The organism is Pseudomonas sp. NPDC087697 (genome assembly GCF_044743155.1).
Lineage (GTDB): Bacteria > Pseudomonadota > Gammaproteobacteria > Pseudomonadales > Pseudomonadaceae > Aquipseudomonas.
Genome location: NZ_JBIUVW010000001.1, coordinates 346,352 through 362,315 on the forward strand (window position 1 = coordinate 346,352; position 15,964 = coordinate 362,315).

12 protein-coding genes and 1 pseudogene are annotated in these 15,964 nt (G+C 53.5%); 9 read left to right on the plus strand and 4 right to left on the minus strand.

The genetic code is table 11. The features are described from left to right. Positions 1 to 67: 67 nt before the first annotated feature. Genes ACIPIN_RS01475 through ACIPIN_RS01485 form a run of 3 tightly spaced genes read right to left on the minus strand, consistent with a single transcriptional unit; the run spans position 68 to position 5,528 of the window. Positions 68 to 1,249 (minus strand): ATP-binding protein, encoded by a 1,182-nt coding sequence (locus ACIPIN_RS01475; protein WP_401114276.1) that lies wholly within the window; start codon positions 1,247 to 1,249, stop codon positions 68 to 70. Further along, positions 1,243 to 2,061: a CheR family methyltransferase gene (locus tag ACIPIN_RS01480; RefSeq protein WP_401114279.1), complete on the minus strand. Its 819-nt coding sequence runs from the start codon at positions 2,059 to 2,061 to the stop codon at positions 1,243 to 1,245. Before ACIPIN_RS01480 ends, ACIPIN_RS01475 begins: the two co-directional genes overlap by 7 nt. Next, positions 2,061 to 5,528, minus strand: coding sequence for a response regulator (locus ACIPIN_RS01485; protein WP_401114281.1), 3,468 nt, complete (start codon positions 5,526 to 5,528; stop codon positions 2,061 to 2,063). Before ACIPIN_RS01485 ends, ACIPIN_RS01480 begins: the two co-directional genes overlap by 1 nt. A 259-nt stretch (positions 5,529 to 5,787) precedes the next feature. Here ACIPIN_RS01485 and ACIPIN_RS01490 point away from each other — a divergent pair, with 259 nt between their 5' ends. From ACIPIN_RS01490 to ACIPIN_RS01510, 5 genes are all read left to right on the plus strand, one after another. Next, the gene (locus ACIPIN_RS01490; RefSeq protein ID WP_401114284.1) at positions 5,788 to 6,144 is read left to right on the plus strand and encodes a response regulator; all 357 of its coding nucleotides are present in this window, start codon (positions 5,788 to 5,790) and stop codon (positions 6,142 to 6,144) included. 347 nt (positions 6,145 to 6,491) lie between these two features. Then, positions 6,492 to 6,806 (plus strand): hypothetical protein, encoded by a 315-nt coding sequence (locus tag ACIPIN_RS01495; protein ID WP_401114287.1) that lies wholly within the window; start codon positions 6,492 to 6,494, stop codon positions 6,804 to 6,806. After that, the gene (locus ACIPIN_RS01500; protein ID WP_401114290.1) at positions 6,793 to 7,452 is read left to right on the plus strand and encodes a hypothetical protein; all 660 of its coding nucleotides are present in this window, start codon (positions 6,793 to 6,795) and stop codon (positions 7,450 to 7,452) included. The genes ACIPIN_RS01495 and ACIPIN_RS01500 overlap by 14 nt, the downstream gene beginning before the upstream one ends. Next, positions 7,376 to 9,835: a hypothetical protein gene (locus tag ACIPIN_RS01505; RefSeq protein WP_401114292.1), complete on the plus strand. Its 2,460-nt coding sequence runs from the start codon at positions 7,376 to 7,378 to the stop codon at positions 9,833 to 9,835. Before ACIPIN_RS01500 ends, ACIPIN_RS01505 begins: the two co-directional genes overlap by 77 nt. Further along, positions 9,835 to 10,398, plus strand: coding sequence for a hypothetical protein (locus tag ACIPIN_RS01510; RefSeq protein WP_401114295.1), 564 nt, complete (start codon positions 9,835 to 9,837; stop codon positions 10,396 to 10,398). Before ACIPIN_RS01505 ends, ACIPIN_RS01510 begins: the two co-directional genes overlap by 1 nt. 12 nt (positions 10,399 to 10,410) lie before the next feature. On the opposite strand, the gene ACIPIN_RS01515 is transcribed toward ACIPIN_RS01510, so the two are convergent. After that, positions 10,411 to 11,289 carry a GntR family transcriptional regulator gene (locus ACIPIN_RS01515; protein WP_401114297.1) on the minus strand — a complete coding sequence of 293 codons (879 nt, stop codon included), beginning with the start codon at positions 11,287 to 11,289 and terminating at the stop codon, positions 10,411 to 10,413. A 180-nt stretch (positions 11,290 to 11,469) separates the two neighbouring features. Between ACIPIN_RS01515 and ACIPIN_RS01520 the strand changes: the two genes are divergently transcribed. The 4 genes and pseudogenes from ACIPIN_RS01520 to ACIPIN_RS01535 all read left to right on the plus strand — a co-directional run bounded on the left by ACIPIN_RS01520 (position 11,470) and on the right by ACIPIN_RS01535 (position 15,819). Next, the gene (locus tag ACIPIN_RS01520) at positions 11,470 to 12,756 is read left to right on the plus strand and encodes a glycosyltransferase (protein ID WP_401114298.1); all 1,287 of its coding nucleotides are present in this window, start codon (positions 11,470 to 11,472) and stop codon (positions 12,754 to 12,756) included. Positions 12,757 to 12,940: 184 nt separating this feature from the next. Further along, positions 12,941 to 13,801 (plus strand): phospholipase, encoded by an 861-nt coding sequence (locus tag ACIPIN_RS01525; RefSeq protein ID WP_401114301.1) that lies wholly within the window; start codon positions 12,941 to 12,943, stop codon positions 13,799 to 13,801. A 166-nt stretch (positions 13,802 to 13,967) separates the two neighbouring features. Further along, a pseudogene (locus ACIPIN_RS01530) lies at positions 13,968 to 14,833 on the plus strand (phospholipase). Positions 14,834 to 14,913: 80 nt separating this feature from the next. Next, entirely contained in the window at positions 14,914 to 15,819 is a 906-nt protein-coding gene (locus ACIPIN_RS01535) for an AraC family transcriptional regulator (RefSeq protein WP_401114304.1), read from the plus strand. Positions 15,820 to 15,964: the final 145 nt, after the last annotated feature.

The following is a 15,964-nucleotide window of genomic DNA, read 5'->3' on the forward strand; positions in this document are numbered from 1 at the left end:
TGTTCGGTCAATAGCTGCTGATACGACCCGAAGGTCACGCAGAGGTTGCGTTGCTTTGGCAGTTTTCCTACAGAGGTAGGCAAACACGAAATAACGAGCCTTGATTAATCTTGCTCTCAACCGTGATAGATCCGCCATGGGCAGCGACGATCTGCTCGGAAATAAACAGCCCCAAGCCGAGTCCGGCCACCGCGGTTTTCGCCGACACACGCTCGAACTGCTGGAAAATACGTTTCTGGTTTTCCTCATTGATACCAATCCCCTGGTCGCGGACCTCCATCCGTGCTTCGCCGTCCTGACTGTACACGTGTACCTCAATCGGACTCTTGGCACCGTAACGCAGAGCGTTGGTCAGCAAGTTGGACACCACCTGCTCGATGCGGAACTCATCCCAATTACCTTCCACCGGTTGCGGCGCGACAAACGTCACCGACGATTCAGCGGACTCCACCTGCGGTGCAAAATTCAGCAACAGGTTGCCCACCAACTGCGCCAGGTCAAAACGGCTGGGGCGGATGGACAACTTGCCGGTGCGAATCCGAGATACATCGAGCATGTCCTCGATCAAGCGAATCAGGCTCTTGATCTGCCGCTCATCGCGATCGACCATCGCATGCATCTTGTCCAGGGTAAACGCCGCAGCATTATCCCGGGCCAGGTGCATCTTGCGCAGCTGGGTTTCGAGGATCAGGCCGTTCAAGGGCGTGCGCACCTCGTGAGCGACGATCGACATGAAGTCATCGCGCATGCGCACGGCCTGCTCCAGTTCGTTCTGAGTGGCCTGCAACTGTTTGAGTAACGCTTCCTGCTCACGACGGCTTTGCTCCAGAGCTTCGACCTGCAGCTTCATCGCCTTGCGCTGTCGGTAGAGGTCGACAAACACATTGACCTTGCTTTTCACCGCGTGGATATCCAGCGGTTTATGCAAAAAGTCCACAGCGCCACTTTCGTAACCCTTGAACGCGTAATTGCGCTCTCGCCCAGCCGCACTGACGAAAATAATCGGAATGCTCCGGGTTTTCTCGGTACCGCGCATCAATTCGGCCAGTTCGAAGCCATTCATGCCGGGCATCTGCACATCGAGGATGGCGATGGCGAACTCGTGTTGTAGCAACAATGACAAGGCTTCGTCTGCCGATAGCGCCTTGTACACCGTACGGTCTTCACGCTTGATCAGCGCTTCGAGCGCCAGCAGGTTCTCTGGCAGATCGTCGACGATCAGCAATTTGGCCTGGATATGACTCAGCATGATTTGCGGTAGATCCGTTCTTGTTTGACCAACGGCTCGAACTGCTTGCCGTAGGTCGAGAAATCCAGGGTTTCCTTGCTGCCCAGCACCAGGAAACCACGGTGACAAAGCGACTCATGAAACAGACCGAAGGCGCGATCCTGTAGTTTTTTATTGAAATAAATCAATACGTTGCGACATGAAATTAATTGAGTTTCTGAAAATACACTGTCGGTCGCCAGGCTGTGGTCGGCGAAGGTGACGTTCTCGCACAGGGCCTTGTCGAAAATCGCGTAGTCATACGCTGCCGTATAGTAGTCGGCGAACGAGCGCAGACCACCGGCTTGTTGGTAGTTGTGGGTGTAGGCGCGAATGTTCTCCAGCGAGAAGATCCCTTGTTTGGCCTTTTCCAGCGAGCGCGGGTTGATATCAGTGGCGTAGATGATGGTGCGCTCCAGCAAGCCCTCTTCGCGCAGCAGAATCGCCATCGAATAGACCTCTTCGCCCGTGCTGCAACCGGCAATCCAGATTTTGATCGAGGGATAGGTCTTGAGCAGCGGCACCACTTCCTGACGGATCGCCTGGAAGTGCGCAGGGTCGCGAAACATCTCGCTGACCGGAATCGTCAATAACTGCAGCAACTGCATGAACGCCTTCGGGTCGTGCAACACCCGTTCCTGCAACGCGGAAATGGTCTTGCACTCGAACTGATGCAAGGCGTGATTGACCCGACGCTTGATCGAAGCGCAGGAGTAGTCACGAAAATCGTAGCTGTATTTGAGGTAGATCGCTTCGATCAACAGTCGCAGCTCGATTTCACTATTTCGCTCCACTAAATTCTTTCCATCTTCGGTAACCACACGCGAATCAGCGAGAACAGGCGATCCAGATCGATGGGCTTGGCCAGGTAATCGTTGGAGCCTGCTTGCAGGCAGCGTTCCTGATCGTCCTTCATGGCCTTGGCCGTCACCGCGATGATCGGCAGCTTGCGCCAGCGAGGGTCCTTGCGGATCTCGATGGTGGCTTCAAAACCGTCCATCTCCGGCATCATCACGTCCATCAGCACCAGGTCGATGTCATCCACTTCATTGAGTTTCTCGATCGCTTCACGGCCGTTACGGCCAATGACCACGATCGCGCCCTTGTGCTCCAGTGCGCTGGTGAGGGCAAAGATATTGCGCACATCATCATCCACCAACAGCACCTTGCGACCTTCGAAAACCTTGTCGCGACTGCGGGCAGTCTTGAGCATCGTTTGCCGCTCATGGGACAACCGCGATTCGACTTTGTGCAGAAAAAGTGTCACTTCGTCGAGCAGGCGCTCTGGCGAACGTGCGCCCTTGATGATGATCGAGCGTGAGTACTTGCGCAGATCCGCCTCTTCATCACGGGTCAGGTTGCGCCCGGTGTAGACGATCACTGGCGGGAACGAGCAGATGTCTTCGGTGGACATGCGCTTGAGCAAGTCATTGCCGAGCATGTCCGGCAGTTTGAGGTCGATGATCATGCAGTCATAGATAGTGTCGCGCAGCAGGTCCAGCGCCTCCTGGGCCAAGCCGACGGCGGTGATTTCGATGTCATCGTCACCGATCAGCCGGGCAATGCTGTCGCGTTGCAGGTCATCGTCTTCCACCAGCAGCACGCGTTTGACCTTTTGCGTCAACTTGGCTTCCAGTCGCGCGAATACATCCTTGAGCTCTTCGCGAGTAGTCGGCTTGACCGCATAACCGATGGCGCCCATGTGCATGGCGGCTTCGACACGGTCCTCGACGGAAATCACGTGGACAGGGATGTGGCGGGTTTCGGCATGTTCTTTCAGGCGCTGCAATACCGTCAGCCCGGAATGGTCCGGCAGACGCATGTCCAGCAAGATGGCGTCCGGAATGAACTGTGTCGCCAGGTCATACCCTTCATCGGCACCGTGAGCCACCAGACATTGATACCCCAGTTCGTGGGCCAGATCGAAGAGGATGTGCGCAAAGTTCGCTTCATCTTCCACCACCAGGATGCAGCGGGTGGTGAATGGCGCGTTACCACGGTCATCGGCAAAGCGCGGAATGTCCACTTCAGCGATCGGCGGTACGGGCACGGCGCAAACCTTGTGTGCAGCGACGACTGACGCGATCTTCATCGGCTCAATAGGCTCGTCACCGGGTTCGACGTACTGCTTGGGCAACACCAGCGTGAATGAACTGCCCTGCCCCGGTTCGCTGATAAGGCCGATCGAACCGCCGAGCAACGCCGCCAGGTCACGCGAAATCGACAGGCCCAGCCCCGTGCCGCCGTAACGACGGTTGGTGGTGCCATCGGCCTGGCGGAAGGCCTCGAAAATACTTTCCTGCTGATCACTGGCGATGCCGATACCCGAGTCACGGACGATAAAAGCAATACCCTCGCCCGGCTGCCGGGTGACGGTCAGACTGACGCTGCCCTTCTCGGTAAATTTGACGGCATTCGACAGCAGGTTCTTGAGCACTTGCTCCAGACGCTGACGATCGGTGAACAGCACCAACGGCGCATCCGACTGCAATTCGACATTGAACGCCAGGTGTTTGTCCGCTGCCAGCGGTTCAATCATGTCGCGCAAGCCGTCCACCAGACGCGCGACGCTGGTGTTTTCGGGGCGTATTTCAAGCTTGCCGGCCTCGACCTTGGAAATGTCGAGAATGTCGTTGATCAGGTTGAGCAGATCGTTTCCAGCCGAATAGATCGACTCGGCAAACTTTACCTGCTCGACGCTGAGGTTTTCGTGTGGGTTCTCTGCCAGCAACTTGGCGAGGATCAACGAACTGTTCAGCGGCGTGCGCAGTTCGTGGGACATATTGGCGAGGAATTCGGACTTGTATTGGCTCCGCTCCTCAAGCTGTACCTGGGCCAGATTCAGCTCACCGTTCTTGAGATCCATCGCATCGCGCTGCTCGGCCAGGATTTGTGCCTGTTCAGCAAGCTGCTCGTTGGTCTGCTCAAGCTCGATCTGCTGAGTCTCCAGGTGCGCCTGAGACTCTTTGAGCACCCGCGATTGTTCTTCCAGCTCTTCGTTGGCGGTCTTCAGTTCTTCTTGCTGCACCTGCAACTCTTCATTGAGCTGCTGGGTTTGGGCGAGCACTACCTGCAGCCGCTGGCGATAGCGCGCCGCTTCTATGGAAGTACCGATATTCCCGGCAATCAGCTCCAGCAACTCGACATCGCGCTCGGTCAGGGCGCGCAGGAAACCCAGTTCGATCACACCGTTGACCCGGTCGTCATCACTGGTTGGCACCACCAGCACACTGCGCGGCACGCCCTCACCCAACCCGGAGCTGACCTTGAAATAGTCGGCAGGCACTTCATCCAGACGAATCAGCCGACCTTGTTGTGCCGCCTGGCCGGTAATGCCCTCGCCACTGTCGATCGCTTGCTCGCGCTCTTCCTGCTCACGGGAGAAGCCATAAGAGGCTATGCGCTTGAGGCCTCCGTGTTCTTCTTTGACGTACAACGCGCCGACAGCAGTGCCCAGGTACTGCGCGCAGAATTGCAGGATATTGCGACCCAGCAAGTTCAACGTCAGTTGCCCAAGTACCTGTTCCGCCAACTCGGTCTGGCCGTTGCGCAGCCAGGCTTGCTGTTCCAGACGTTGCGCGCTCTTCTGTTGCTCGGCGAGGTTGAAACTGTAGCTTTTCGTCAGGCCGAGCAGATCGCGCCGGCCGACATAGGCCAATAAGCCACTGACACCGGCTACAAACAGCACATACAGGGAAATGGTCCAGATCGTCGTGCGCCGAACCTCTTCGTTGCGCGTGGTGCGCAACTGTTGCTCCGTGTCGATGACATCTTCGTATTGCTTGCGGATTTCATCGGTCAGTCGCTTACCCCGGCCAGACTTCACGGCAGCCCGATAATCACCGCTGTTGCGCTGCAAATCGATCATGGTCTGCGCGTAATCGTTCCACTCGACCTGCAAAGCCTCGAGCCTGTGCAAGCGATCCACCTGTGGCGGGTTGTCGGCCGTCAGTTCCTGCAAGGTCTTGAGTGCGACAATGATTCTCGGTTTGGCCGTTTCGTAGGGATCGAGAAAATGCTCGTCACCGGACAACAGAAAACCACGCATCCCGGTTTCCAGGTCGACCGTCAGCTTGACCGCTTCGTTGGCGTTATTGATCACCCGGTCCGTGTGCTCGACCCACTGGATCACCGACAACAGATAGGTGATCAAAGAGACGAAAAACACCGCGCTAAGCACGCCCACACCCAGCGGCAAACTGACGTTGCGGCTCAGGAGTTTGCGGAAACGTTGCTCATCAGCCGAAGACGAAGAAGTCATTGGGTGGCCTTGGTGAACTGTTGTAAATGGCGGAGTTTGCCCCATAAACGCGTTCAGGATCTATTTTTCTGACGCCTGCGCCAACGATATCCTGCAGCGCTCTACAATGACTCAAGAAGAACGGTTCTGCTGTCGACTCCTGTACAGTGGTTCTCTTTTGTACAGCGTCGGGAACTTGTCGGGATCCGCCACTTACTGATGCAAGAGGCCGGTGTTTTCGATCGACCGATGACCGCACCTACTGTTGAGAGCCACGCCTATGTCCGCCACAGCGCCCACCATCCTTGTAGTCGAAGACGACACCATCGTGCGCATGCTGATTGTCGACGTGCTGGAAGAACTGGAGTTCAAGGTGCTTGAGGCCGACTGTGGCAAAGCAGCGCTTGCCCTGATCAAAGATAGCGCTCAAATCATCGATCTGCTGATGACCGATGTCGGATTGCCGGGGATGGATGGCCGAGAGCTGGCTGCACAGGCGCACGTGCTGCGCCCGGTGTTGCCGATTCTGTTTGCCAGTGGTTATGCGGAAAGTATCGAGGTGCCCGAAGGCATGTCGGTGATTGGCAAGCCTTTCTCTATCGATCAGTTGCGGGACAAGATTCGCGGCATGCTCTGAAAATATTTTCCGGGTACCCGTCTGGATGTATTTTTGATATCGATATTTTCCACAATCGTTATTTACCAAAGATGTAAGTCACAGGCAGCGCCGTCACGTAACAAATATGAATCACGCAACGAGGGTGATTGACCGTTTTAGCACTGCTCCAGCGCCCGCCCATGCCCCGCCACAAGTTCTACTATTTTATTGCACTGACTGCGCCTGCTACTTGAGCGTAACTGCAGCATGCCTGCTCACGCCCGCTAAACGGTCGAAATATCGATTTATATATAATCGCTTGCTTGTCCGCGAGAGATACAGAAGTATTTCACTCACAACTAACCAAACTAACAAATGGACTTCCCGTGATCGAATACTTCAAACCAACTTATCGAATAGAGGCATATGAGTCTGCAGATGCGACCGACATCAAATACAAAAAGCAGGAAAATAGTGATCGCCTTGAGCGCCGACAAATCATCGAGGATCTGAAAGTCAAGACGAACGGAAAGTCGGAAAAAAAATACGACAATCTGAAGGTCGACTGGAGTCAATCCAACATCCCCTTGATCGGCGGATCGTCACTGCATGTAGCCCATGAGCCCGGCGAAGTGATAATGGCGAGAATGATAATAAAACCAGCATTTATAATGCATTTGCGAACAGTTGGGGATTACTGAAAAGAATTCGCGGGTAGAGAGTAGCGGTCAAATCCTTTCGCTTCGAAAGCGTCGCTGGGAGAATATTACAGAGTGGGTCAAGCGTGATCCCGATCTGGACAATGATTTACGGGTCATAGCTGACATCGCTGCAACCACTGGAGGTCTGGTAGATCAGATCGGGCTCACAGGGATTACACATTGGCTTGATTTTCATGAGTACAACGTACCGGAAAAAATTGCACAGACAAGAAACCTGATCCGCTTTCTGGAAATGAAGTTACCCTCTGCCCCAGCGCTTGGAGACTACTGGGAAATACTGACAGCAGCCCAGAATATGCCACTGTCCCTGAGTGCCTCGCAGCGACAGAAGATTCGCAGTTTGACTTCAGATTTCCTGGAAGGCTCAAAAAAACTGCTCGATCATCTACAGCAATATACCTTTGGTAATCAGGTATTTAATCCTTCACGCTCCGAGAGCGATGAGACCTTACAGACCTTACTCTCCAGCTACGAATCCCTATCCTTGGCCAAAGCCTACATAGCTGAACTCGGCTGGTATGGTTCTAAGCCAGGTCAAACAACATCGGATGATGTATCTTCAGCAAGTTATCGCAACGGCCATTCTTTTAGACCTCCATCCGGAAATAGGAGAAGCAACAGCTAGAAACCATGTCGCGGGCTACGACATCTACTCACCTGAAAACGTTGAAAAAACCCTGTCCAGCGTTCACTCCGAACTGGAAAGCCATCTCGTTAACAACCTCAAGGTATCCAACGCTACTGCCTCTTTAGCCTCGCACATACTGTTGTCAGGTATCGCACCCGAGTTTCTGGTCAAGGACCTGCCTGCCTCCCTTCTTCTTGGCTCTATCGACTGGGTCACCTTGCGCCGGGCAGTGGCGCTGGCAGAACTGAACGCGCCTGGCACCTCCCGGTTGATGACCTACTCGCAAGTACTGGCGTTCGTAGAGGTTGAGCCTGTTAACAAACACCTTGAACTTCTAAACAGCCTGACAGCACTAGACCCTATCGTCGACTGGGCGCTAATCAACAACATTATTAGCGCCCATGCTTTAGAGCAACCTGATACACAGGCTACGGACAAGGCCATTTCGGCCTATGAGCAGTTCATAGGCGTGTTCGCTCATGTCGCGGATGTACTGTCTACCCCTCTGCCCACCAGGAAAGATGTCGGGCTGCAAGTACTTAAAACCTTTGTGCCTGAGTGCAGTTTTCTCGAAGAGGAAATACTTCTTCATAAAAACGCTCGCCCTTTCTCGCTGTTCACCCCCCCGCCACCGAGCACTATCGTAACAAACGCCGTTTCTACTGACAGCTCATACCTGGCAATGTCCCCAGTGGATCTATATATCTCCCATGACCTTGCCAGCGGCATTTGGGATCGAGCTACCGGCACAAGTATTTATGAAGAGTTTCCGCGCCTGCGCACGCTGTATCCGGTTGAAAGTACATTCTATGAAAATTTCGACACTCATTACACCGATCGCAAGACCGCTTCCATCGAGAACATCAAACTTCTCCTTTCGTCAGTCCCCTATGAGGACCGAATATATTTTCAGCGTGGAGAAGTCAGCTTTTATACCATTCGTTCCTCTGTAGCGGTCGAACATAACTCTACGGCGAACTCGGCTGGCATATCATATATTGGAACGCGACGTCCAGTTCTCCTGGAAAGCCAAAAAGACAAGGATGCCGCGACAGGTCGTTATGGCGTAGTGATGTGTGCATATTATCAAGGCAGGGTTATTTGTTATGAGGTACTCACCCTGCAACGCCAATGTCGAAAAAACATCCCATTGGCAAAGCTGATCATAGAATCTGGAACCTATCATTCGCCTTCAAAGTTAGCATTCACGGAGAACCCCAAAGCATACAGTAAGCCAGTACGCCCTCTCGAACTGCCTGTTGATATTGAGTGTTACACACACGGCGTTGAACCGCGCCAGGGTATTTCCAGCATGGCAGTCATAGAAAAGCTAGGAGAACTGCCCGCCCCTGCGTCATCGACAGAGAGCCAACGCAGTGCCTATCAGAGTTACCACAACAACCCACAACTCGATGCTATCGCGAAATTCATCGAAACACATCGACCGCTGGCAACGTATGAAGAGTTGAGGCACCAGGCGTGGGGGCAGACCAAGTTGGAGCTGGAGCGGGAAACGACGAACAACCGTATTGAGATCGCGATTAATATACTGGTTCCGTTCAAATCGTGTATTGAAGATATACTTTCAGATGATGAAGAGCAGCGGGCTGAGGGCGTACTCTCGTGCACACTGGAGGCCGCTTCGTTAATCTTTGTGGTCATCGCCGCGGCCGGGAAAATTGTCGGCATTGCAACAAAGTCCATATCGGCGGCATCAAAAGCTGCCAGCATGGCAAAAGCCGCCATCCGGTTAGGTATTTCTGTTCTTAACCCACTGGATGGAGCTCCACAGTTACTTTATGGCGGTGTAAAGTTATTAAATAAAGGCGCCGTGCGATTGGGTAAATACGGACTGGAAGCACTGGACACTGCAACTTTCCAGTTACGCAGACTTACCGGCAGCGCACAATCTTATGATCTAATCAAAGCAGCCCAGCGCAATGATACCGTACGCGGCATCATCCGGACGCTGGGGAATTCAGGAGAAGACGTCGTTGTGTGGGCAACTCGCGAGAACGGTCAATTTTATGCCTTCAATACCACGCATCGAGACATAAGAGGCGGCATCCTGAAAGAGTTCCGAATCAGCGATGAACTCATGCACGTACCGCTGCTCGGTAAACTTGCACCTAAAAGCTATGCAAGAACCATCATTGCCAACGGCATCCCTATTGGGCATCGCAAGGTTGATTTCGCCATTGCCACCTTAAATAAGTCAGTTGTCGACAGTGACAGCAAGCTTTTGCTAAAGGCCTTCTTTGGCTCCGATTCCGATGACGTGACCGAGTGGTTCCTGGATGGACTTAACGCCATGAAAGAAGACTACAAAATGCTCTCAATCACTAATATCGAAGTTAAAAGCCTTGGCGATAAAATGTAATGGGTGGGCTTTACACCAACCGTTACAAGGCGTGGCAGGCAGCGACAAAAGCAGATGGCGTGCACGAAAAGTTTATTCAGTTTGATCCTGCCTCATTGAATAACTATTACCGACACTCGAAATTCGACGACGGCCGGATTGGCGACTTGATGAATCATGAGCTGTCCCATGGCCGCCAGGGCACACAGGACTTTATTTACGCGGACATCTCCCACATCGATAAGAGCACCCCTGGCAGCACCGATATCTCCCAACTGCTCAATCTCGGTAAAGGGCCTGAATTTGTCGACTTTTCCGGAACGAACCGGTTTCGTGGTGCGGACCTTGACAAACTTCGCAATCCACCCCTTGGAGAAGGTACAGCTATCTGGAGTTTTCTGGATGAGGCGCCAGGCATGCTCAACGCCGACTCCCAGTCAGTAGTCATATCGCTGATGAGCCAAGCCAAAACGAATGCTCCAGCCTTTAGGAAAAATCTTGCCACGCTGCGCCAAGCGCTGAACCAGGCTCATGGCAAGTCCCTGACGAGGCCCGTACGACTGGCTCTGGGGCAAGGGGCGTAAAGCGTTTTAACTTCAGTGCCTCTTGCTCACGTCATTGAGCATACTCGCCACTTTCAAGTGCCGATAAAGTAGGGTCGACGCCCATTCCCGGTCGCCCTGTTCCAGCGCTTCGATAATTTCCAGGTGTTCACGGCAGGAGGTACGAACCCGCTCCAGGTTCGACACGGTATGAAACTCGGTAAGCCTGCGCAGGCGATTTTGCTGCTGCACGGTTTGCAAAATGAAGCTATTGCCCGAGGCGGCGGCGAGTAACTCGTGGAACTCGGCGTTGGCTTCGAAAAAACTCAGGCTATCGGGAGTGCCTTCGAGCAGCGCCTGCTGTTTTTCACGGCAGCGCTGCAAGCGCTCGCGGGGCAGATTGAAGGTCGGTTCGAGCAGACCGGCAGGTTCCAGAAGCATGCGAAAGCGATAACTTTCGAAGCGCTTCTCGGCCGAACTCAAGGTTGGCAAAAACATCCAGCCGTGTCCGTGCTTGCGCTGCATCACGCCTTCGTCGGACAAACGCAGCAAGCAACGGCGCAATACCGCCTTGCTTGCACCATAACGACGCAATAGATCACTCTCCATCACCTGATCGGGTATCGCCTGCGCCAGTCGATCATCAATCAGTCGCTGATACAGCTCCTCATCCTCGCCGACCGGCAGGCTGACCTTGGCCAACTCGTCGCTGAGCGGTGTATCCAGTACACAGTAACCCTGATGAGGCAACCGTCCGATTACCTGCTCTTGCGCCAGATAGATCAGCGCCCCCCGGATCGGCGAGCGCGACACGCTAAAGCGTTCGGCCAGTTCGACCTCTTTGAGGTGACTGCCGGGTGTTAACTCGCCAGACCGGATCGCAATGAGAATCTGCGAGGCGACTTTAGTCTGAAGTGCGGTGGGTTGGGTCATTGAAAAACGTCCATGGATCAGCAGCCAGACGCTAACTCATGAACTGAAAAACTTCCAGTCAATACAAGCGCATAACGTACCCTGGGGCGATTGCCGGGCACAATCGACACCGCCAGCTGTGGTTTAATTGCGCCCCTCGTTTCTCCCCTGTCTTCTGCCTGCATCAAGGAAATCCCGTTCATGAGTCAGCCTCGCGCAACCAAAGTCCTGGTCATTGGTTACGTGTGGCCCGAGCCACGCTCGTCTGCGGCCAGCGGCCACGTGATGCAAATCCTTGAAACGTTTTTGCAGGAAGGCTGGGACATCACCTTCAGCAGCCCGGCCGGTGTCGGTGAACACAAGGCAGACTTGGCTGAGCTGGGTATTCGTGAAGTCTCCATCGAGCTGAACAACAGCAGTTTCGATGCCTTCATTAGCGATCTGGCTCCGGATATCGTGCTGTTCGATCAGTTCATGATGGAAGAGCAGTTCGGTTGGCGCGTCGAGAAACATTGCCCTGACGCCTTACGCGTACTTGAGACCTCTGATCTGCAAAGCTTGCGACATGCCCGGCACCAACGTCTCAAGGAGCGCTTGAAGGCCAGTGACGACGCCAATGACTTCAGCACGTTGTTTGCACCGGCGTTGCGTGAAGAGTTCGAACTCATGGCCGATACCGATCTGGCCAAGCGCGAAATTGCCGCGCTGTACCGCTGTGACCTGAACCTGATGATTTCGCAGGTGGAAATCGAGTTGCTGGTGGAACAGTTCAAACTGCCACGCCAGTTGCTGCACTGGTGTCCACTGATGATCGACCCGATCACTCAGCCGTTCACACCCTTCGAAGACCGCGCGCACTTCCTCAGCATCGGCAATTTCCGCCACGCCCCGAACTGGGATGCGGTGCTCTGGATGAAAACCACGCTCTGGCCACTGATTCGTCAGCAACTCCCGGGGGCACAGTTGCATATATACGGCGCGTACACACCGCCCAAGGCCACCGCCTTGCACAATGCGGCGCAAGGCTTTCACGTCATGAACTGGGCCGAAGACGCACTGCAAGTGATGTCGAGCGCACGGATCTGCCTGGCACCCTTGCGTTTTGGCGCGGGCATCAAAGGCAAAATTATCGACGCGATGCTCTGCGGCACACCGAACGTCACCACGCCTGTTGGTGCCGAAGGTATGCACGGCGGCTTACCTTGGGCTGGCGCGATAGCCACGTCGGCCAGCGCCATGGCACACGCCGCTGTTGAGCTTTATTCAGACAGGACCTGCTGGGAACAGGCTCAGCATGCCGGTACACAATTACTGACCACTCAATATCAGAGAAACACTCATGGTCCTGCACTGGTGGATCGACTCAATAGTTGTCGTCTGAATCTGGAGCAATTACGGCGCGATAATTTTATCGGAAGCATGTTGCGCCACCATCACCATAAAAGCACTCAATACATGGCACAGTGGATTGAAGCGAAAAACCGTTAGCACCGAGGCACGCATAACAACATCAATACATCACGACAACTTCCCGACACCGAGAACAACTCTTTCTCGGTATTTCCAGTCATTGCCTATTTAAACATCCCACCTTATAAATACCCGCGACTCGTTTGCGCGCACTGCACCGCAACGCGATTACCACTCAACCTATTTATAATCTGGATTCTTAATGGACATTACTAACGCACGTTATCGCGCCACCCGTAACTGGATGAGTTCCTCTCCCGGTATCGATACATTGACCTTTGGCCAAATCATCTGGCCGGGCGCTCATAATTCGGGGATGGACTGGGGCCTTCCCCAACCTTTATACGACTCCGTGATATCGAACTGGATCTTGTGCCAGAACCAGGACTTCCTCTGGCAATTGAGAAACGGTGCCAGGGCCCTGGACCTCAGGTTTGTCAAAGCCCAATCAGGTTTCAGGACATTCCATGGACACGTTCTTGGCCGGTCCCTGGGGGAACTTGTCTCAGCCGTGAATGCCTTTCTGAATGAAAATCCGGATGAATTCATTATTCTTGATCTTCATCAACTCGAAGGGACCGGAAACATCAACTTCGACTACAAAATCTTCAATCAAGCGTTTCTATCAGGGTTAGAGTCCAGACTTGTCCCTTGGGAGCATCAACACCACACCTTGCAACAGCTGAAAACAAATAAGCGGCGACGCGTGGTCGTTGCGGCCTCTTATCACCCTGATCTTGATAGGCGTTATTTCTGGGCCGGCATACGCCATAAGTGGGCGGGTGAGGCAATCGTTAATACCGCTGATATTAGTCGACATATTGGAGATGTATTGAAGAGTCCCCCAACGAATACGCCGTGGTCGTTATCCGCCACGAGCTATAGCCCGTTCAAAGGCCCAACAAAACTGACGAAAGAACTTAATGATTGGTTCTTTCCTGGCGGAGGACTTATTGAGTACGCGAGCATTATCAATGTCGATTTTTTTGATGAGAGCGAGATCGTTAAGTATTGCGCAATGGCGACCGATCGCGTTGCCGAGAATCAAGCCCTGCACCGATAAGCACCAAAAGTATTCCGTGCCCTATCATGGCCATTCTTGAGCAAATATTTCAGCGCCTTGAAATAACGTAATGCACTGCTACCCTTCCAAGTACTTCAATCACAGAATATTTCGACACTCTCCCTTCACGGATGACAGGGGATAGTTTAACTAACAGGGAGTAACCATGCCACAAATGACCACTGGACACCTCAACAAGCAGGGCTGGATGGGTGAAGTACTTAATATTCAGTTCATGAAGCTCACTGACATTATCTGGCCCAGCGCGCACAACTGCGGCATGGATAAAAAAGCCCCCAACTACGAGGTCGTTATCGGTAACTGGACCACCTGCCAGAACGACTCTTTTGGCTGGCAGTTATCAAGCGGGGCGCGGGTATTCGACATCCGACTGGGATACAAGCGCGGTCTAGACCAGGATATTTTCTACTTCCATCACAACGGGCATGAGTCCCACCGGGTGCTGGAAGAACTGATAGACGCTGTCTTGAGTTTTCTGGCGCAACACTCAACCGAGTTCATCATTCTTGACTTTCACGCATTGGCTGACGGTGACAAACCGTTCAACTTCAAAGCCTTCAACGATCTACTTATACGCAGACTCGGTTCCAGAATCATCCCACCCTCGAACATGGAAAAGTCTATTGGTGAACTAAAACGCATCAGTGATTTAAAAAGAATAGTCATGAGGGCTCCCGCTTCGCGGGATCTCAACGATGATTATTTCGGGTACACGATTCCGCATAAATGGAATGGAACAACGTTCACCGATGCTGACGATCTGAAAACACACATAACCAGCACACTGGATACCCTCTACCCGCGCCTTACCTGTGGTCCTTGTCGGCAACCAGCTTTACGTTTCTGGGCGGCCCCATCGACATCAAGAACCATATCAACGACTGGTTTCATTCATCCCGCGACTGGATTGCGCGGTGCAGCATCATTAATACCGATTTCATCGATGAGTCCGAGATTGTTCGCTACTGCTGGGTTGGCAGCAGCATGAAAGGCGCTTACATCAGAGGCTGATGGATAGGCGCCCAAAGGCTGGTGCTACACCACGCTAAAGAGGCATGATCAGGGCGCAATAACAATAAAAGTGCCCAGACATGACCCGAGCAGCCAGAGTCACCGACCCTTCCTACGAATTGATGGACGACCATAACGGGTTGTCCATCATCTATCGCCAGCACGGATTTCCCTGCCCGCTGGTGCGCTGGCATTTTCACAAGGAATACGAACTGCACCTGATTGTCGCAAGCTCGGGCAAGGTGTTCATCGGCGACTACATCGGCAACTTCTATCCCGAAACACTGTTCCTGACCGGCCCCAACCTGCCCCACAACTGGATCAGCCAGGTCGCCGAAGACGAAGTGGTGCCCAAGCGCGACATGCTGGTGAACTTCACCGATGAGTTGTTCGAAAGTGGCCATCAGGTGTTTGCCGAACTCAAGAGCCTGACGCCCCTGCTGGAGCGTGCGCAGTACGGCATCGAGTTTCGCTGTAAACAGACGATCCGCCAGGCCATGACCTTGATGCAGCGGATTGCCGACGCCAAAGGCGTTACCCGCCTCGGGTACTTTTTCATCCTGCTGGAGCTGTTGGTTGCCTGCGACGACTACCAGTTACTGTCCGGGGCAACCACGCCACAGCTAGCCGACGAACATAACATCGACCGCACCAACCGGGCGGTGGATTACATCTTTGCCCATTACGCTCGCGAACTGCCGCTGGAAGAAGTCGCCGAATATCTGGGCATGAAGCCGACCTATTTCTCCCGGGTTTTCAAGCAGGCCACCGGGCGTTGTTTTGTCGAGTTCGTCAATCGCTTGCGCATCAGCAAATCCTGCGAGTTACTGGCCGATGGCGATAAACCGGTGACCGATGTGTGTTTCGAGTCGGGCTTCAACAATATTTCCAACTTCAACCGGCGTTTTCAGCAACTCAAAGGCATGACCCCTTCCCATTACCGTCGCCTGGCGGTGCAACGTTTGACTGAGCAAAATCTCGGTTAGCCCAAGAGATCGTCCGAACGCGGCCCGAACCTTCGGCAGCTCCTACGTGGGTAATCCTCTGTAGGAGCTGCCGAAGGCTGCGATCTTTTCATGTGCAAAATAGTATCAGTACTCGTGCTACCAACGATTTGTCATCGCGTGTGTT

Excerpts from the sequence above, each read along its gene's own strand:
- ACIPIN_RS01475 (WP_401114276.1), bottom strand. The coding sequence starts at position 1,249 with ATGCTGAGTCATATCCAGGCCAAATTGCTGATCGTCGACGATCTGCCA.
- ACIPIN_RS01485 (WP_401114281.1), bottom strand. The coding sequence starts at position 5,528 with ATGACTTCTTCGTCTTCGGCTGATGAGCAACGTTTCCGCAAACTCCTG.
- ACIPIN_RS01490 (WP_401114284.1), top strand. The coding sequence starts at position 5,788 with ATGTCCGCCACAGCGCCCACCATCCTTGTAGTCGAAGACGACACCATC.
- ACIPIN_RS01505 (WP_401114292.1), top strand. The coding sequence starts at position 7,376 with ATGATGTATCTTCAGCAAGTTATCGCAACGGCCATTCTTTTAGACCTC.
- ACIPIN_RS01510 (WP_401114295.1), top strand. The coding sequence starts at position 9,835 with ATGGGTGGGCTTTACACCAACCGTTACAAGGCGTGGCAGGCAGCGACA.
- ACIPIN_RS01515 (WP_401114297.1), bottom strand. The coding sequence starts at position 11,289 with ATGACCCAACCCACCGCACTTCAGACTAAAGTCGCCTCGCAGATTCTC.
- ACIPIN_RS01520 (WP_401114298.1), top strand. The coding sequence starts at position 11,470 with ATGAGTCAGCCTCGCGCAACCAAAGTCCTGGTCATTGGTTACGTGTGG.
- ACIPIN_RS01525 (WP_401114301.1), top strand. The coding sequence starts at position 12,941 with ATGGACATTACTAACGCACGTTATCGCGCCACCCGTAACTGGATGAGT.
- ACIPIN_RS01535 (WP_401114304.1), top strand. The coding sequence starts at position 14,914 with ATGACCCGAGCAGCCAGAGTCACCGACCCTTCCTACGAATTGATGGAC.